The 18039-nt window shown below is 71.3% G+C and carries 19 protein-coding genes; 5 read left to right on the top strand and 14 right to left on the bottom strand.

The annotated features are described in order from the left end of the window. Positions 1-810 precede the first annotated feature (810 nt). From ABZ842_RS23525 to ABZ842_RS23540, 4 genes are all read left to right on the top strand, one after another. Positions 811-1878 carry a glucose-1-phosphate thymidylyltransferase gene (locus ABZ842_RS23525; RefSeq protein ID WP_361539891.1) on the top strand — a complete coding sequence of 356 codons (1068 nt, stop codon included), beginning with the start codon at positions 811-813 and terminating at the stop codon, positions 1876-1878. Continuing rightward, positions 1875-2861 (top strand): dTDP-glucose 4,6-dehydratase, encoded by a 987-nt coding sequence (rfbB, locus tag ABZ842_RS23530; protein ID WP_361539893.1) that lies wholly within the window; start codon positions 1875-1877, stop codon positions 2859-2861. Before ABZ842_RS23525 ends, rfbB begins: the two co-directional genes overlap by 4 nt. Before the next feature lie 197 nt (positions 2862-3058). Continuing rightward, positions 3059-3664 carry a response regulator transcription factor gene (locus tag ABZ842_RS23535; RefSeq protein ID WP_361539895.1) on the top strand — a complete coding sequence of 202 codons (606 nt, stop codon included), beginning with the start codon at positions 3059-3061 and terminating at the stop codon, positions 3662-3664. 636 nt (positions 3665-4300) lie between these two features. Beyond that, positions 4301-4912 carry a hypothetical protein gene (locus tag ABZ842_RS23540; protein WP_361539897.1) on the top strand — a complete coding sequence of 204 codons (612 nt, stop codon included), beginning with the start codon at positions 4301-4303 and terminating at the stop codon, positions 4910-4912. A gap of 157 nt (positions 4913-5069) precedes the next feature. Here ABZ842_RS23540 and ABZ842_RS23545 read toward each other — a convergent pair whose 3' ends face one another. The 14 genes from ABZ842_RS23545 to ABZ842_RS23610 form a co-directional block, all read right to left on the bottom strand. Further along, positions 5070-6062, bottom strand: a complete 993-nt coding sequence (locus tag ABZ842_RS23545) for an acyltransferase domain-containing protein (protein WP_361539900.1) — start codon at positions 6060-6062, stop codon at positions 5070-5072. Then, on the bottom strand, positions 6059-7030 hold the full coding sequence (locus ABZ842_RS23550; RefSeq protein ID WP_361539903.1) for an ACP S-malonyltransferase: 972 nt from the start codon (positions 7028-7030) through the stop codon (positions 6059-6061). The genes ABZ842_RS23545 and ABZ842_RS23550 overlap by 4 nt, the downstream gene beginning before the upstream one ends. Positions 7031-7114: 84 nt before the next feature. Further along, positions 7115-7333 (bottom strand): ferredoxin, encoded by a 219-nt coding sequence (locus tag ABZ842_RS23555; RefSeq protein ID WP_361539906.1) that lies wholly within the window; start codon positions 7331-7333, stop codon positions 7115-7117. Then, positions 7330-8514, bottom strand: coding sequence for a cytochrome P450 (locus ABZ842_RS23560; protein ID WP_361539909.1), 1185 nt, complete (start codon positions 8512-8514; stop codon positions 7330-7332). The genes ABZ842_RS23555 and ABZ842_RS23560 overlap by 4 nt, the downstream gene beginning before the upstream one ends. 28 nt (positions 8515-8542) lie before the next feature. After that, on the bottom strand, positions 8543-8803 hold the full coding sequence (locus tag ABZ842_RS23565; protein ID WP_361539912.1) for an acyl carrier protein: 261 nt from the start codon (positions 8801-8803) through the stop codon (positions 8543-8545). 67 nt (positions 8804-8870) lie between these two features. Continuing rightward, positions 8871-10076 carry a ketosynthase chain-length factor gene (locus ABZ842_RS23570; RefSeq protein ID WP_361539915.1) on the bottom strand — a complete coding sequence of 402 codons (1206 nt, stop codon included), beginning with the start codon at positions 10074-10076 and terminating at the stop codon, positions 8871-8873. Then, positions 10073-11344 (bottom strand): beta-ketoacyl-[acyl-carrier-protein] synthase family protein, encoded by a 1272-nt coding sequence (locus ABZ842_RS23575; protein WP_361539917.1) that lies wholly within the window; start codon positions 11342-11344, stop codon positions 10073-10075. The genes ABZ842_RS23570 and ABZ842_RS23575 overlap by 4 nt, the downstream gene beginning before the upstream one ends. 135 nt (positions 11345-11479) lie before the next feature. Continuing rightward, positions 11480-13105, bottom strand: coding sequence for an FAD-dependent monooxygenase (locus ABZ842_RS23580; RefSeq protein ID WP_361539920.1), 1626 nt, complete (start codon positions 13103-13105; stop codon positions 11480-11482). After that, positions 13102-14049 carry an aromatase/cyclase gene (locus ABZ842_RS23585; RefSeq protein ID WP_361539923.1) on the bottom strand — a complete coding sequence of 316 codons (948 nt, stop codon included), beginning with the start codon at positions 14047-14049 and terminating at the stop codon, positions 13102-13104. Before ABZ842_RS23585 ends, ABZ842_RS23580 begins: the two co-directional genes overlap by 4 nt. A 40-nt stretch (positions 14050-14089) precedes the next feature. Next, positions 14090-14338, bottom strand: coding sequence for an acyl carrier protein (locus ABZ842_RS23590; protein WP_361539926.1), 249 nt, complete (start codon positions 14336-14338; stop codon positions 14090-14092). A gap of 15 nt (positions 14339-14353) precedes the next feature. Next, positions 14354-14680, bottom strand: coding sequence for a TcmI family type II polyketide cyclase (locus ABZ842_RS23595; protein WP_361539929.1), 327 nt, complete (start codon positions 14678-14680; stop codon positions 14354-14356). A 122-nt stretch (positions 14681-14802) separates the two neighbouring features. Beyond that, entirely contained in the window at positions 14803-16314 is a 1512-nt protein-coding gene (locus ABZ842_RS23600) for an FAD-dependent monooxygenase (protein WP_361539932.1), read from the bottom strand. Further along, positions 16311-16880, bottom strand: a complete 570-nt coding sequence (locus tag ABZ842_RS23605; RefSeq protein ID WP_361539935.1) for an NAD(P)H-dependent oxidoreductase — start codon at positions 16878-16880, stop codon at positions 16311-16313. Before ABZ842_RS23605 ends, ABZ842_RS23600 begins: the two co-directional genes overlap by 4 nt. 63 nt (positions 16881-16943) lie before the next feature. Continuing rightward, entirely contained in the window at positions 16944-17267 is a 324-nt protein-coding gene (locus ABZ842_RS23610) for a darcynin family protein (protein WP_361539938.1), read from the bottom strand. Between the two features lie 248 nt (positions 17268-17515). On the opposite strand from ABZ842_RS23610, the gene ABZ842_RS23615 reads away from it, so the two are divergent. Further along, a complete protein-coding gene (locus ABZ842_RS23615; protein ID WP_361539941.1) occupies positions 17516-18025 on the top strand; it encodes a MarR family winged helix-turn-helix transcriptional regulator in 510 nt (169 codons plus the stop codon). Positions 18026-18039: the final 14 nt, after the last annotated feature.

Raw genomic sequence — 18039 nt, forward strand, 5'->3', positions numbered from 1 at the left:
GGGCGCAGCGCCGGCCCGCGGTGAGGACGCGGGTCGGTCGGGGCACCGGGTGACCGGGGGCGAACGGGATGCGGGACGCGGATTGCGGGACGCGTGCGGGAAGGAGCCGAGCCGTGCGCTCGAAGGGCGCGGGGCGGAAGGCGGGGCGGACGCCGGGTGAGGGTCGGGTCCGGGCGGCGCTCAAAGCGGGAACGGGCCTCGGAGGCACAGCAGTTCCACGATGGACGCAATCTTCTTCACGGCTGGTCGCGGTGTCAAGGGGGAGTCGGCGCGGCCCTTCGGGGAGTCGGTGCGCTCCGTCCACGGCGCCGCGCGCCGACTCACCGAAGGGCCGCGCCGGGCCGTGCCGACTCCCGGAGGACTGTTGACAAGCGGTCCAGGGAGCAATTAGCTTTATCGTGAAGATACCTCAGAGTGGAGATAATCTCCGTCTGAGTGGGCGACCCGGTCGGCCGGTTCAAACCCCCGTAGCCGACCGGCCGGGTCCTTCGCCCATCGCCGCCGACGGCGTGCGAAATTCAGTGCCGGTGTGTGCACTATGAATGCCCCTGGTAAATCAACATTCCACCCCGGCAGCAATTCCGGGCGCAGTGATAAGAAAGCCTGGACAGTCCCGTCGGCGTGTGCCTAGGCTTTATCGCCGGTGCATCACCCATGACCAAGCCTGCTGTTCCGTCCCCGGTATGAAGTTCGGGCGGTATACGGCATGAGGCTTCGGCCGGAATCTGGGAGAAAAATGCCGTCGCACAAGTCCGCCATCGAAGGCCGTTACGGCGTCCGCAGTGAATTCCCGGCGCGAGGTGGCCGCCAGTGAAGGCCCTCGTCCTGTCCGGCGGCGCCGGCACTCGGCTCCGCCCCCTCACCCACACCTCCGCCAAGCAGTTGGTTCCCGTCGCCAACAAGCCCGTGCTGTTCTACGGGCTCGAAGCCATCGCCGAAGCGGGCATCCGCGAGGTCGGCATCATCGTCGGCGACACCGCGGACGAGATTCGCGACGCGGTGGGCGACGGCTCCAAATTCGGAATCGACGTCACCTACATTCCCCAGGAGCTCCCCCTCGGGCTCGCCCACGCGGTGCTGATCGCCCGGGACTTCCTCGGGGACGACGACTTCGTGATGTACCTCGGCGACAATTTCATCGTCGGCGGCATCGCGGACCTCGTGCAGGGCTTCCGCGACGACCGCCCGGACGCCCAGATCCTGCTGACCCGGGTGTCGGACCCCTCGGTCTTCGGCGTCGCCGAACTCGACGCGGCCGGGGAGGTGGTCCGGCTGGAGGAGAAGCCCCAGTGCCCCAGGAGCGACCTGGCCCTCGTCGGCGTCTACCTGTTCACCTCCGCGGTCCACGAGGCGGTCCGCGCGATCCAGCCCTCCCTGCGCGGCGAGTTGGAGATCACCCACGCCATCCAGTGGCTCATCGACCGCGGCTACCGGGTGCGCTCCACCACCATCTCCGGCTACTGGAAGGACACCGGCAACGTCATCGACATGCTGGAGGTCAACCGGTCCGTGCTGGAGACCATGGAGCCGTGGATCGAGGGCAGCGTCGACGAGGAGAGCCAACTGATCGGCCGGGTGACCGTGGAGGCCGGCGCGCAGGTGCTCCGTTCGCGGATCGTCGGACCGGCGATCATCGGGCGCTCCACCGTGATCAGCGACTCGTACGTCGGGGCGTACACCTCCGTGTCGGAGGGCTGCCGGATAGAGAACAGCGAGATCGAGTTCTCCATCGTGCTGCGCGACTCCTCGATCAAGGGGGTGCGACGGGTGGAGGCTTCGCTCATCGGGCGCAGCGTGACCGTCGCGCCCGCCCCCGCCGTCCCGCACGCCCACCGACTGATCCTCGGCGACCACAGCAAGGTGCAGATCTCCTCATGACCTCGACACACATCCTGGTGACCGGCGGCGCGGGCTTCATCGGCTCGACCTACGTGCGCACGCTCCTCGGGCCGGACGGCCCCGGTGACGTGAAGGTCACCGTCCTCGACCGACTGACCTACGCCGGCAACCCGGCCAACCTCGACCCGGTGCGCGAGCACCCCGCCTTCGGGTTCGTCCGGGGCGACATCACCGACAGCGCGCTGGTGGGGATGTTGATGGCCCGGGTCGACCAGGTCGTGAACTTCGCGGCCGAGTCCCACGTGGACCGGTCCCTCGCGTCGTCGGCTCCCTTCGTGCGCACCAACGTGGTCGGCACCCAGGTCCTGTTGGACGCCGCACTCCAGGCAGGCGTGCGCACCTTCGTCCAGATATCGACCGACGAGGTGTACGGCTCCATCGCCGAGGGCTCGTGGTCGGAAGAGCGACCGCTCGCGCCCAATTCCCCCTACTCGGCCAGCAAGGCCGCGGCCGATCTGCTCGCGCTGAGCTACCACCGCAGCCACGGATTGGACGTGCGGGTCACCCGCTGTTCCAACAACTACGGCTCCCACCAGTACCCGGAAAAGATCATTCCGCTGTTTGTGACCAATCTGCTGGACGGGAAGAAGGTTCCCCTCTACGGTGACGGGCGCAACGTCCGTGACTGGCTGCACGTGGACGATCATGTGCAGGGTGTCGAGCTGGTGCGCACCGCGGGTCGCCCGGGCGAGGTCTACAACATCGGGGGAGGCACGGAGCTGACCAACCGTGAGCTCGCGGATCTCCTGGTCACGGCGTGCGACGCCGACGGGGACAGCGTGGAGTACGTCGCCGACCGCAAAGGTCACGACCGGCGGTACTCAGTCGACTGTACTAAGATCCGCACCGAGCTGGGATACCGGCCCGTCCGGAACTTGACCGCCGGATTGGCTGAAACTGTTGCTTGGTATCGGGGGAACCGCAAGTGGTGGGAGCCGTTGAAGGAGCGCGCGATGGTGTGAGACCGTCCGCATCGCGCGCCGGCGCGCCGTTGGGTGCGCACTCATCTCACCCGCTTAACCGCAGGGTAAGCGGGACTTCAATCCGTGCACAGGGAAACTTGTCCCTGCCCAAACGGACCCTCAGAGGCTAAGCTCGTGACCGACTGGCGTTGCCATTGGCGCGCTGCAGGACACTCGCGTTCACCTCTGGAGGGAAAGTGATTAAGGTTCTGCTCGCCCAAGACGGCCGTATGGTACGGGGGGCATTTCTCGCGCTTCTGGCGCAGGAGAACGACATCGTCGTCGTCGCCGAATTAGCGGCGGGACGCGAGTTGGTGCCGGCTGCACGCCGTTTTGAGCCGGACGTCGCGGTGGTCGACATCGATACGCCGGGACACGATGACCTGTCGTCTATTCAACAAATTCATGAGGAGTTGCCGCAGACGCGGACGCTCATTCTGACAAGTACGTGGCGGCCGACGATCGTACGGCGGGCCCTCGACATCCAGGTGGGTGGATTCCTGGTCAAGGAATCCCCACCTGAGAAACTCGTCAGCACCATAAGGGAGTTGGCGGCGGGGCTGCGGGTCATCGACTTCGACCTCGCCGTTTCGGCGTGGCAGTCACCGCCGCCGCCACTGACGGAGCGTCAACTGGAGATCCTGCGGCTGGCGGCGGCCGGCGACGGCGTGCCCGAGATCGCGGCCCGGCTCCATCTGTCGCCGGGCACGGTCCGCAACTATCTGAGCTCGGTCACCACCAAGCTCAATGCGCGCACCCGGATGGACGCGGTCCGCATCGCGGCTGACGCGGGCTGGCTGTGACCCTCCCTCTTCCGGCTCTAACGCGGCCGGGGTGGTCCCGAGGTGGCTGGAACACCTATGGTCCCCGCCCCGGCCCTCGTATGTTCACGGCCGGTCGGCAAGGCCGCCGAGGCGGGGGCGGCCGACGTCTGCCGGGGCTCCGCAGGGCGCTTCACGGGCTCGTCGCCCGGGCTTCAGAAGGTGTTTTCCAGTCAGTCACGAACGGTGCTTCCCCTGTGCTGACGGTGATTCATGCAGGTGAGCGGTGATGGGCGACGCTTCCTGAGTGTCATGTTCGCGCCGGCTTCGGTCATCACGTGATTGACGCACGCGGCCATGTGAGTTCTTCACGAAGCACATGGGTTTTCCATAATGTGTTGATGATGAAGACACTCCCCCGTGGAGTCTTGCTGCCCTACGGTGGTGGGAAACCAGTCGAGTTGTCTGGCTGAACAAGGGGGATCTGGCGCGACTATGCGAAGCCCGTCATGGAACCACTGCCGCGCTCCGAAAGTCACGGTCGGTTGCACAGCCGAGGGAGGCACCACCCTGTGCGACTGCTGCAAGGACGAACTGTTCAACACCCTCGGGGAGCTACCCGCGCTGTACTTGGCGTGTGAGGTCGCCCTCGGGGGATCGCGTACGGTCCAGGAAAGGGTGTCCGGCGGCGCCGGACGGCGTGACCTGCCGTTCAACGAGAACGTCGCCGAAGTGCGCTCCCGGGTCCGGGCCGTACTGGCCTCCTGGTCGGCCCTGGTGGTCGAGGAGCGGGAGGTCGAGGCGCCCGAGCGGCGCGTGGCGCCGATGGCGCGCTTCTGCCAGGAGAACGTGGACTGGCTGGCCGAGCACTGGGCGGCCGGGGACGTGTTGGAGGAGCTGCGGGCCCTCACCCGGCTCGCCCGCAAGGCCACCGAGACCGACCGGGTGCGCGTCGTGCCCCTCGGGGCCTGCGTCCGCGAAGGCTGCTCGGGCAAGTTGCGGGCCGTGGTCAAGGCGCCGGGCCCGGACGCGAAGCCGTCGGAGATCCGGTGCAGCGCGGATGCGACCCACGCGTGGGGGCCGGACGAGTGGGCCGCGCTCCGCTCGGACGCCCAGGGCCGCACCGCCAACCCGCGCGCCTGGTACACGGTCGTGGACATCAAGGCGCTGTGGAACCTGCCGAACGGCAGCATCTACCGACTCGCCAACCAGAACGAATGGCGTCGGCGGAAGGTCGCGGGACGCGTGTACTACCACGCTGGGGACGTGACCGCGGCGCTGCGGGGCTGACCTGACGCAGCGCCCGCGCCGGTGAGCGTGCGGGGCGCCGCCCGGCGGGGCGGACGCCCCGTACGTGCGCGCGCGCCCGCACGTACGGGGGGCCGCGTCACCGGTGACGACGGCGACGACGGTGGGGGAAGCCCGGGACAGGGGCTCCCCCCACCGCTCACGACGCCGGCTGCGCCACCGACCCGCCCAACTGGTCGACCGCCGCCGTCCACACGGGCCAGGGCTCACGCGAGGCGGGCGCCAGCAGCGGTACGACCGGGCTGTGGCCCGCACGTACCGAAGGGTGACGGCGCGCCAGGGTCGCCAGCGCCCCCGCGGGGGCGGCGTCGACCACGGTGTGCGCCGCGCCGTCCAACACGGTGCACAGCGCCGGCCAGAACTGCACCGGCAGCGCCATCTGTTCGGCCCAGAAGTCGGGTCGCACCGCTTCCCGCTCCGACACCGGACGACCGGTGCGGGTGGACACGATCGGGATCCGCGGCGGGCTCAGCACCTCGTCCGCGACGGCGGCGCAGAACCGGTCCGCCGCCCGGCGCATCGCCGGCGCGTGCCACGGCTCCAGCGCCCGTACCCGGCGCGCCGTCAGCCCTTCATCGCGCAAGTGGCGTTCGGCCGCGGTCAGCGCCGGCTCGGGGCCCGCGAGCACGGTTTGCGCGGGCCCGTTGTGCGCGCCGAGCGCCACGCCCGCGCACCCGTCCCCGGCCCGCACCCGTTCCAACACCGGCTCCGGCGCCCCCGCGACGGCCAGCATGCCGCCGGCGGGGGCCTGCGAGAGCGCCGCGCAGCGCGCCGCGAGGATCCGGGCCGCCGCGGCGGGCGAGAACACTCCCGCTAGCGTCGCGGCGGCCAACTCGCCCACGCTGTGCCCGACCAGTACGGCCGGCCGCACGCCGCGGGCCGCCAGCGCCTCCCCGATGCCGTACCCGATCAGGAACAGCAGGGGTTGCGCGGTGACGCCCCGGTCGGCGGGCGCGCCGTCGACCCGCCCGAGCCACGTCCTGCGCACCTCCGCCCCCCACGCCCCCAGCGCGTGCAGGAACTCGTCGGCGACCGCGGTGAACCGCGGCTCGCGCCGGTACAGCTCCACGGCCATGCCGACGTGCTGGAAGCCCTGCCCCGGCAGGAGCAGGGCGATCGGGGACGCCCTCACCGGACCAGCGCCCCGGGGGAGCGCACCGCACCCAGCGCCGCCACGGCCTGGGCCAGGCGCGGTGCGTCATTGGTGCGGTACGTCGTCGAGTCGGGGGAGATCCGCTGACACAGCTTGCTCAGCGCCTTGCCGGGGCCGACCTCCACGAACCGGTCGACCCCGAAGTCCGTCAGGGCGCGCACGGTGTCCGCCCACAGCACCCGGCTGGTGAACTGCCGGCGCAGGCACTCGGCGGCCTGTCGGGCGTCGAGCACCGGGGCGGCGGTCAGGGCCGAGTAGACCGGGACCACCGGATCCCGCAGGTCGAGCCCGTCGATCGCGCGCCCGAACTCCTCCTCGATGCCCGACAGGAGGCTGCAGTGCGCCGGCCCGCCCACGTCCAGGGTGAGCACCCGCTCGGCGCCCGCCTCGTCCGCGTACTTGAGCAGCGCCGCCACACCGGCGAGCCCGCCGGAGACCACGATCTGCCGGTCCTCGTTCAGATTGGCGATCTCCACGACCTCACCCGTGTCGGCGGCGGCACGGACGCACAACTCCTCCACCCCGGCGACCGGGACGCCGATCACGACGCCCAGGCACCCGGGCACGGTGCGGTTCACCGAGTCCATCAGCTCTCCGCGCAGTCGGACCAGGCGCAGCCCGTCCCGCAGGTCGAGCACCCCGGCCGCGACCATCGCGGCGAACTCGCCCAGGCTGTGCCCGGTCACCACGTCGGGGACGACGCCGTGACCGCGCAGCACCTCATGGGCCACGACGCTGGTCAGGAACACCGCGGGCTGGGTGACGGGCATCGCCCGCAACTCCTGCGCCGGCCCCTCCCAACACAGCCGCGTCAGCGGGATTCCCAGGATCTCGTCGGCGACCCGGTAGTGGGATTCGATCAGGTCGGGCCGGTCCGCGACGAGGTCACGACCCATCCCGACGCGCTGCGACCCCTGTCCCGGGAAGACGAAGGCGGTCGAACTCATCCCGGGCGTCACCCCCTTCTTTTCCGTGTTCTTGCGTGACTTCTTCCAACAAGGCCTCGTGCACGGCGTCGGCCCGGGCGGCGCTCAGGCGAACCTGAGCGCCGCGATGGGACAGGTGTGCACGGCGCTGAGCGCCGCCGCACGCTGGTCCTCCGGTACGTCCCCGGCCACCAGCACGTTCGCGTGGCCGTCGTCGAGCAAGAGCAGCTCGGGCGCCTCCGCCTCGCACAGCCCGTACCCCTCGCACCGGTCGAGGTCGACGGAGATCCGCAGCCGGCCGGTCTGCTCGTCGGCCGTGGTCACGTGTGCAGCGTGACCGGCAGCGAGGCGATGCCGCGGATGGTGTTGTGCAGCCGCCAGGTCGGCTCGCCGACCTCGATGGAACGGACCTTCGTCGACAGCGCCTTGAGCAGGCTGTGGCCCTCCAACCGGGACAGCGCCTGCCCCACGCAGCCGTGGATGCCGTGGCCGAAGCCGACGTGCTGCGCCACCGCACGGCGGTGGATGTCGAAGGCGTCCGGCTCCGTCCAGTGCCGCTCGTCGCGGTTGGCCGAGCCGTACAGCAGCAGCACGCGCATCCCCGGCTCCAGCGACACCCCGCCGAGCTCCCGCTCGCGGGTCACCAGCCGGGTGAAGCCGCGCAGCGGCGACTCGATGCGGATGATCTCGTTGAACGCCCGCGGGATGTGCGACTCGTCCGCGCGGATCTCCTCCCACTGCTCCTGGTGCGTGCCCAGCAGCCACAGCATGCTGGAGAGCGCGCTGACGGAGGTGTCCATCGACGGGGCGAGGAAGTCGCCGAGCAGCCCCGGCAGCAGGTACTCCTCGATCTTGCCGTCCTTCGCGTCGGTCACCAACTGCTCGCCCCAACTCCCGGGCCGCAGATTGCCGGGCACCGACATCCGCGCCAGGAACTCGGACATCTCCTTCAGCAGCGGGAAGCCCGACATGGTGCGCTGGTTGAGCGGGCCGAAGGCGTTGAAGCCGGCGGTCGCCCACTCCAACAGGCGCTCCTTGCCCTCGTCCACCGGCCAGCCCAGCAGGTCGGGCACCACGGCCAGCGGGAACGCCTGCGCGAAGTCGGTGACCGCGTCGAAGGTACCCTTCTCGATCAGCTGGTCGACCAGGGTGTTCGCCCAGCCCTCGATGTAGTCGTGGAACTCCTCCAGCGCCTTCGGCTTCAGGTGGCGGGCCACCAGGCCGCGCACGTAGTCGTGGTACGGCGGGTCACTGGTGAAGCTGGACCCCTTCTGCGCCTTGTTGAGCGTCTCCGTCAGGCCCACGCCCGACGCCGACGAGAAGGTGGTGTGGTCGTGCAGGGCGTCGTAGACCTCGCGGTAGCGCGCCACCGCGTAGACCTCGTGCGCCTCCAGCCACACCACCGGGCCCAGGTCGCGCAGTCGCCGGTAGTCCTCGTACGGGGAGAGGATCGACGCGTCGGTGTACGGGTCGATGTCGCTGCGGGGTATGGTGCCGGTCGCCATGGTGCTCCGTCTCCTTGGGTTCTTCGGGTCAGCCGCGCGGCGCGGGGGCCGACAGCTGGGCATTGACCACGCCGACCAGGTCGCGCGGGGTCTCGACGTCGGCGAACGCCGTGTCCTCGAACTCCAGCCCGTACTCGCGACCGATGCGGCTGCCGGTCTCCAGCAGCGCCAGGGAGTCGTACCCCAGGTCGTCGAAGCTCGCGTCGAGGATGTCGCCGTCCAACTCGGCGGTGGCGCCGGCGCCCTCCCGCAGGATGCGCTTGAGGTCGTCGATCGAGAAGCTGCTCATGTTCCGCTCCTTCGTGGCGGTCGTGCTGCGCCGGGGCGTGTCTGACAGATCGGGCTGACGGCGGCGCTCACGCCGCCTGCACCACGACGGCCGAGTTGAAGCCGCCGTGACCGCGCGCGAGGACGACCGCGGTGCGCACGTCGGCCTTCCGCGGTTCGCCGGTGACCAGGTCGATGCCGTACTCCGCGGCGCCCGTGACGTGCAGCGTCGGCGGGATCACGCCGTCCCGGATCGCCAGCAGCGCGGTCGCCACGTCCAGCGCGGCGGCGCCCGCGGTGAGCCGGCCCGTCATCGTCTTCGGGGCCGTCACCGGCACCCCGCCGCGGCCGAAGACCTCGCCCAGCGCATCGGCCTCGATGCGGTCCAGCTCGGGGACGGCGGCGCCGTCCGCGAAGACCACGTCCACCTCGTCGGGCCGCACCCCGGCGTCCTCCAACGCCAGCGTCAGCGCCCGGCGCAGCCCAGGCTCGCGCCCGCTGCCCGGCCGCGGATCCATCGTGGAGCCGTATCCGCTGATCAGCCCGTGGATCCGGGCGCCGCGCTCCCGCGCCGACGCCACGTCCTCCACCACCAGGTGCGCCCCGCCCTCGCCCGGCACGTGCCCGCGGGCCCGGGCGTCGAAGGGCAGGTACGCGCACTCCGGATCCTGTGACGTGCTCATCCGGTCGCCCGCCATCTGCGCCACCCAGCCCCAGGGGCACAGCGAACCGTCCACCCCGCCCGAGACCACCAGCCGGGTGCCCTTGCGGATCTGCCGACGGCTCTGGGCCAGTGCGTCCAACCCGCCGGCCTGGTCGCTGACGACGACCCCGCTGGGGCCGCGCATGCCGTGCCGGATCGAGATCTGGCCGGAGTTCACCGCGTAGAACCAGGCGTACGACTGGTACGCGCTGACGTACTTCGGGCCCTCGCGCCAGAGGTTCTCCAACTCCCGCTGGCCGAACTCGAAGCCGCCCGCGGAGCTGGCGGTGATCACGCCGGCCGCGAAGTCCGGCAGGTCCTGCGGCTCGACCCCGGCGTCGTCCAGGGCCCACTGCGCCGCGGCCAGCGACAGCCGCGTCATGTGGTCGGTCTGCGGGACGAGCCTGCTCGGCAGGTGCTCGGCCGGGTCGAAGTCGATCTCGCCGGCGAGTTTCGCCGGATAGCCGGAGGCGTCGAAGCGGCGCAGCGGCCCGATGCCGCTGCGCCCCTCCAGGGTCGCCCGCCAGTACTCCTCGGTGCCCTGCCCGTTGGGGGCGATGGCTCCGACGCCGGTGACAGCCACGGCCGTCATGCGGCACTCCTCTCGGGACGGGACAGGACCATGGCGCTCTGGAAGCCGCCGAAGCCGCTGCCGACCGTGAGGACCCGGTCGGTGGGCCAGTCACGGGCGGTCAGGGGCACGTAGTCCAGGTCGAGTTCTGGGTCCTGCTGGTGCAGGTTCGCGGTGGGCGGCACCACGTTGTGCCGGATGGCGAGCGCGGAGGCGGCGATCTCGATGGAGCCGATCGCGCCCAGGGAGTGGCCCACCATCGACTTGATGGAGCTCACCGGCACCCGGTAGGCGTGCGCGCCCAGACTGGCCTTGAAGGCGGCCGTCTCGTGCCGGTCGTTCTGCTTGGTGCCGGAGCCGTGCGCATTGACGTAGTCGACGTCCTGGGGCGCGAACCGGCTCTCGTCCAGCGCGGCGGTGATCGCCGCGGCCATCTCGGCGCCGTCGGCGCGCAGCCCGGTCATGTGGTACGCGTTGCTGCGCGTGGCGTACCCGGTGACCTCGGCGTACACGGTCGCGCCGCGGCGCCGGGCCGACTCGTACTCCTCCAGCACGAACACCGCGGAGCCCTCGCCGAGCACGAAGCCGTTGCGGGTGCTGTCGTAGGGGCGGGAGGCGTGCTCCGGGTCGTCGTTGTGGACCGTGGTGGCCTTGATGGCGTCGAAGCAGGCGACCGTGATGGGGGAGATCGGGGCGTCGGTGGCCCCGGTGACCATCACGTCGGCGCTGCCCTCGCGGATCAGCTCCACGGCGTGCCCGACGGCGTCGATGCCGGAGGTGCAGCCGGTGGAGACCACCGTGGCGGGCCCCTCGGCGCCGACCGCCCAGGCCACTTCGGTGGCGAAGGAGCTCGGCACGAGGTAGTCGTACAGGTGCGGGGTCGCATAGGCGTGGTCGACGAGGTGTTTGGTGCCGTCGTCGCTGACGACCCGGTACTCGTCCTCCAGGCTGGTGGTGGCGCCGACGGCGCTGCCGATCGTGACGCCGATGCGGTACGGGTCGACCTCGGGCAGCTCCAGGCCGCTGTCGGTGACCGCCTCGGCGGCGGCGACCACGGCGAACTGCGCGGCCCGGTCCATCCGGCGGATCTCCTGGGCGCGCAGCCCGTGCTCCTCCGGGTGGAAGTCGACCTCGGCCGCGACCCGCGACCGGTAGGGGGTGGGGTCGAAGTGGGTCAGGGTCCGGGTGGCGGTGCGTCCCTCGCTGATCAGGGACCAGAAGTTCTTGGTGCCCACGCCGCCCGGCGCGAGCACACCGATACCGGTGATGACCACTCGCCGCCTCGTCATGATGTCCTCCACAGAAACGAGAGTTCGGTGATCCGGAAGTCCGGAGTTCCGGGATGGCCGTTGCCCGCCCTCCGGACTCGACTCGGGGCGGTGCGGCTGTTCGTGTGCGTCAGTGCTGTCGGCCGCGCCTGCGGGTCACGGTCGGTCGGCGGTGCCGAACCAGTCGGTGAGCGCGGTGCGCAGCGGGGTCGTCGTGCGGTCGGTCCACACGACGTGTCCGTCCGGTCTTACGAGAACGGAAGTGACGGAGGTGCCGGAAGCGAAGGGCGCGTCGTCGGGGCCGGCCGTGGCGCGTACGGTGCGGACGCGGTCGGCCCAACCGTCGGCGTCGGCGTCGGCGTCGGTCGAAGCCGGGCCGGGCGCGAGGTCGAGCAGCAGCCCCCGGCCGTCGCGCAGCAGCGCGTGGACGGTTGTGCCCTCGCCGTTCGAGCAGGTCAGGGCCAGGTCGGGGACGCGGGATCCGAGCAGTAGAGCCGGGATGTCGTCGGCGCCACGCACGTCGTCACGGATGTTGTCACGGATGTAGTCATGGCCGTGGTACCGGACGTCGTAGCGGACGTCCAGGCCGGTCACCCAGGCCGCGATCCGGTCGCGGGGACCGGGGTCCGACAGCACCTCGGCGAGCACCTGGCGCACCGGCGCGGTCTGCGCGCCCCCGAACATCAGCATGCCCTGCGCCTGGACGTTGTCCAGGACCCGACGTCCCACCGGATGCCGCTCGTCGTGGTAGCTGTCGAGCAGCCCGGGCGGGGCCCATCCCCGCACCTGGGCGGCGAGCTTCCAACCCAGGTTGGCCGCGTCCTGGAGCCCGAGGTTCAGGGACTGACCGCCCACCGGCATGTGGGCGTGGGCGGCGTCGCCGGCCAGCAGGACCCGACCGCGCCGATAGGCGGCGGCCTGCACCCAGGAGTCGTCGAAGGCGTCCCGCCAGATCGGCGTCGCGCCCGTGAGGTCCTCCCCGGTGACGGTCCGCCAGGCCGCGGCGATCTCCCGCAGGGCGGGCGGGCCCTGGCGGCGGACCGGCGGGGCGCCGTCGACCCGGACCATCACCCGGGTCACCCCGTCGGGACGGCGGGCCGAGGCGGCGAAGCCCCGCTCCAGGAGCTGGAACCGTCGGTCGGGCACCTCGATCCCGGTCAGGTCGGCACGCAGCAACTCGCGGCGCGCCGGGCCCGATTCGACGGGGAAGCCGGCGAGCGAACGCACGGTGCTGTGCGCGCCGTCGCAGCCGACGACGTACCCGGCCCGCACGGTGAGCGGCCCGTCCTCGGTGCGGAAGCGGGCGACGACCCCGGCGTCGGCGGCGGCGTCGTCGGCTCCGTCGGTGTGCACGTCGCACAACTCGTACAACTCGTACCCGCGCAGCAGCCGGGCGCCCGCCGCCAGCGCCCGTCGGGCGAGCACCGCCTCGGTGCGGAACTGGGGGACCTTCCAGTGGCCCGGATACGGGCTGCGCACGGCGGACGCGTCGAAGGACAGCCCGGCGAAGTGCCCGCGCGGCTCGGGGACGAGTTCGTCGCCGAAGTCGGCCAGCAGCCCGCGCTGGGCCAGCACCTCCATGGTGCGCGCCCCCAGTTGGGAGGCGCGGGACTCGGTCATCGGCGCGCTCAGGCGGTCGGCGACCACCACGTCCACGCCCCGCTCGGCGAGGTCGCCGGCGAGCAGCAGCCCGACGGGCCCGGCGCCGACGACGAGCACCGCGGCTTCGACGTCCGCCGGGCCGGACCCCGTCGCCCCGCCGCCGGACGGCGGGGTCGTCAAGACCCGCCCTCGACGTGGGCCTTCGCGTGGTTGAGGGTGCTCAGGCTGTTGGTGCCCAGGGCGCGCCGCACCGCGGCGCGCGCCTCGGCGAGCCCGGCCCCCTCGCCCAGCACCTGGGCGATCTTCGTCTCGTCGATGGCGACGGTGTGCCGCGACACGGCCAGCACGCCGTCGGCGTTCTCCTCGAAGCTCCACCGACCGGTGTGCAGCGTCATCAGCGCCGGCAGCTTGATCTGCTTGTAGTGGATCGTGCCCGCGGGCCGCTGACACACCCGGACGGACTTCGTGGTGTGGATCGAGCCGTCGGGGGAGCGGGTGTCCATCTCCAGGAGCTGGAGCCCCTCGGTCTCCTCCGTCAAGATCACGCGGGCGACGTGCGGCAGCCGCTCGGACCACAGCTGTGCCTGGTCGATGAAGGCGAAGACGTCCGCCGCGGTGCCGGCGATCTGTAGCCCGTCCTCGAACGTGAAGGGCTTCTGTGCGGCGTCGGGGCCGAGCTCCGCCGTGGTCTTGAGGGCGGCCAGCTCCGCGTGGCTGTTGCGGTCGACGGCTTCGGCGATCCACTGCAGGGCCGCCGGGTCGTCGTCCACGGCGCGGTAGTCGTGCAGCAGCCGGACCCGACAGAGCTCGTCGCCCTGCGGCTCGACGATCCACGTGCCGCCCATGCCGGCGACCGGCGGGCTCGACTTCTCCTGGCGGAACTCGATGACGCCCTGGTCGGGCAGGAGCCGACGGATGGACGTCCAGCGCTTCGCGGCGCCGTTGGCGGTCGCGCAGATGCGGATGCGCTCGTGCTCGCCGTCCTGCTCCACGCGCTCCACGTGCACGCTCGGCGGGAACATCGCCGGCCAGTCCTCCACCTCGACCAGCAGTTGGTAGACGTCCTTGGCGGGCGCGGCCACCGTGATCTCGTGCTCGACTTCGCGGACCTCCGGTCCGGGCATGGCAACTCCGTAAGGGTTCAAGGGGTGTGGGGCGGGGCGCTCACGCCGCGTTGACCAGCTCGATGAAGCCGCGCGGGGTGGTGATGGCGGTGACGGCGTCGTCCACCAGCTCCACGCCGTACTCCCGGGAGACCACGGCCGCGGTCTCCAACAGGGCCAGGGAGTCGTAGCCCAGGTCGCTGAAGAAGGTGTCCAGGATGTCGCCGTCGAGGTCGACGGACTCGTCGGCGCCGGCGGCGTCGACGAGGATGCGCTTGAGTTCGGTGAGGGTGAACGTGCCGGTGGTCATGGGGTCGTCCTCTCGTCAGTCCTGCTGCCAGTGGTAGAAGCGCTGGGCCATGGCGTCGGCCGGCGAGCGCCAGGTGTCGGGGTCGTAGGCGGTGATGTGCTGCTTGAGGTCGTCGCTGATCCCGACGAACAGCGGGTGGGAGCGGGCCTGCGAGATCCGCTCGCCGCCGTCGTCGTCCGCGAAGTCCTGGAGGTGGAAGTAGAGGCCCTGGTAGCTGAAGAGCTGCCGGCGCAGGGTGCCCATCCGCTCGGGCATGTCGGTGCGGTCGAAGGCGCCGAAGAGTTCGCTGACGTCGTCGACCGAGCCCGGGCGGAGCCGGGCGACGATCAGGGTGCTGTGCATGGCGGGGTCCTCGATGTCGTAGGTCCGTGTCCGTGTCGTAGGTGCGTGCGGTGCTGTGTCCGCGCCCCGGTGCGGCGGCGTGTACACGTGTACGCAGTCGGGTTCGGGCGGGGGCGCGACGGTCAGGCCGCCGCGGGCATCGGCTCGTCGCCCGGGTCCCCGAACCACCGGGCCAGGGCCGTCGTCAGGTCGCCGCCGTCGGGCGCCACCCAGACCACGTGACCGTCCGGCCGCACCAACAGCGCTCGCACGCCGTCCAGTTGGGCGTCGGTGCCCTCGCCGAGCACGCTCGCCGTGACGACGTCGACCCGGTCGGCCCACGGCGCAGCGGCGCCCCGGAGCCCGGTGGCGCCGTCGAGGGTCAGCAGCAGTCCCCGCGCGGAGTGCAGCAGTCGGCTCCCGGTGGTGGTCCCGTCGTCGGTGCGCAGGTCGCACGGCGGCAGCCGACGGCCGAGCAGCGGGTGTTCGCCGCCGCCGGTGTCGTACTGCACGTCGAGCCCGCTGACCATGCCGGCCAGCCGCTTCAGCACCTCGTCGTCCGCCATCAGCTCGCCGAGGACCGCCCGCAGCGGGTCGACCTCGGTGCCGCTGAGGTAGAGGATTCCCTGCGCGCGGGTGTTCGTCAGCACCCGCTCGCCGACCGGGTGGCGCTCTTGGTGGTACGTGTCCAACAGCGCGTCGCCCGCCCGCCCGGTGACCACCGCGGCGAGCTTCCAGCCGAGGTTCACCGCGTCCTGCACGCCCACGCTCAGCCCCTGGCCGCCGGCCGGCAGGTGGATGTGGGCGGCGTCGCCGGCCAGCAGGACCCGGCCGCGCCGGTAGGCGGTGACGATCCGCGAGGCGTCCGTGAAGGAGCTGACCCAACGCGCCTCGCCGTGGCCGATGTCCTCGCCGGTGAGCCGCTTCCAGGCCGCGGCGACCTCTTCGTACGACGGGGGAGCGGTACGCTCCCCGGGCGCCGTGCCGCGCTCGCAGACGATGACCCGGTCGAGCCCGTCGCTGAGCCGGGCGGCCATCACCATGCCGCCGGCCACCCGCTCGCCGATGAAGCGGGGCCTGATGTCCGCGCCGGCCACGTCGGCGAGGAACATCTCGCAAGTGGCGTCCTGGCCGGGGAAGTCGAAGCCGGCCGCCTGGCGCACGGTGCTGCGTCCGCCGTCGGCGCCCACGAGGTACGAGCAGCGCAGCGTCACCGGTCCGTCGGGGCCGGTCGCCGAGACGACGACCCCGTCATCGCCCTGGGCGATCGCGGTCACCTGGTGGCCGCGGCGCAGGTCGGCGCCGAGTTCGACGGCCCACGCGGTGAGCACGGCCTCGGTCTCCGACTGTTCGACGTTGCGCACGCCGAAGTGGCCGCCGGGCAGGACGGAGTAGTCCATCGGGATGCCGCCGAAGTGGCCCTTGGCGCTGATCTCCGCGTCGGCGAAGCGGTCGAGGAGACCGCGTTGGTCGAAGACCTCGGTGGCGCGGGCGGTGAAGCCGAGCCCGCGGGACTCCGTGACCGGCTCGGCGAGCCGGTCGAGGACGATGACCTCGGCGCCGCCGAGCCGGAGTTCGCCGGCGAGCATCAGCCCCGTCGGTCCGGCGCCGACCACGATGACGGGGGCGTCGCCCGTCGCATGGGTCGCGTTCATGACGCCGCCTTGCGACGCACGGGCTCCAGCGCCTGGCTCCAGGCCACGACCTGGTCGAGCACGCTGCCGACCAACTCCGCCTTCTCGGCGGTGGGGCGGAACTCGCTGCGGTCCACGAAGTCGGCGTCGAAGGTGAGGGCCACCTGCGCCCGTACGGTCGCGACCTGGAGTTCGGCCATCACCAGGCGCAGGTGCTCGACGGCGCGGACGGCGCCGACGGGACCGTACCCGACGAAGCCCGCGGCCTTGTCGTTCCACTCGGCGAACAGGTAGTCGATGGCGTTCTTCAACGCGCCGGGCACCGAGTGGTTGTACTCGGGGGTCACGAAGACGAAGCCGTCCAGGCGCGCGATCCGCTCCGCCCAGGCCAGGGTGTGCGGGTGCTGGTACATCCCGGCCAACGGCGGAATGGGCTCGTCCAGCAGGGGCAGCGCCAGCTCGGCGATGTCCACGAGCTCGTACTCGGCGTCGCCGCGGCGGACGGCGATGTCGTGCACCCACTCGGCGACGGCGCCGCCGTTGCGCTGGGGCCGGGTGCTGCCGAGGATGATGCCGATTCTCGTCATGGTCGCTCCGGTGTCGAGTTGAGGAGTTCGATCCCCGATGACGGGCGCGTCACCGGGTCGTGGTCACGCGCTGTCATCGGCCCCGAACGGCTGCTCGATGCCGATGGCGTTGTCCGTGACGGTCACGTACCGGCGGGCCGCCAGCGGGGACTCCCGCAGGTCCTCGACGAAGGCGTGGTACTGCGCCACGTCGTCGAAGCCCACGAGGAAGAAGTCCGTGTGGCGGGTGGAGAAGCCGGAGGCCCGGAAGGGACGGATGTCGAGGGTCGCCGCGTGCTTGCCGAGGATCGGGAATACGTTCTCGGCTTCGAATCGGTCGCGCTCGGCCGGCTCCAGCAGGAACCATTCGGGCTCGAACCGAACCCCGAGAAATGCCGTGTACTTCATGTGCTGATCTCCTTCCGGGAAGTGCTGGGGGTTGCTGAGGTGTACGGAGGGCGAGGGGGCACTCGGGGCGAAGGCGATGAAAGGTGGGCAATCTGCCCGATCGAAGCCAGAGCTCGGCCGTGCTCACCCACATCTGTGGCGCCGGCCCGGGGAGATCGCTTTGCCGTTGAGTTGTATCGCCGTGATATATCCTGATGGAAAAGGAACCGCAGGAATTTCGACGTGCGGTGCTGACGAGGAGCGAACGGATGGAAGAGCCCGACACCGCGCAGATGGCGGCGCAAGGGGGCCGCATCGTGGACGAGTTGCGTTCCTGGGGGGCCAACTACACGGAATTCACCCGGCGCTTTGCCGCCCAATTGGGCCTGCATTCCACGGACGCCGCCGCCCTGGTGGAGATCCTGTACGCGGAGGACCAGGGCCAGCCGCTCTCGCTGGCCCGGCTGAGCGAGCGCGTCTCCCTCACCTCGGGCGCGACCACCGCCCTGGTGGACCGGCTGGAGAAGGCGGGCCACATCGTGCGGACCCGCGGTGAGCACTCCGACCGCCGGGTGGTGACGCTGCGTAGCGGACCGGAGATCGGCAAGGCCGCCACCGAATTCTTCACGCCGTTCGCAGGCCGGATGACCACCATGATGTCGGCCTATCCGCCCGAACTCATCGGACAGTTCGAGGAGTTCCTGAAGGACATGCGCCGCACGCTCACCGCGCTGCTGGCCGAGGAGTACCGGGAGAACCGGCCCCGCGAGCGCGGATGAGGCGACCGGAGCGG

The sequence above is a fragment of the Streptomyces sp. NPDC047315 genome (assembly GCF_040643215.1).
GTDB lineage: Bacteria > Actinomycetota > Actinomycetes > Streptomycetales > Streptomycetaceae > Streptomyces.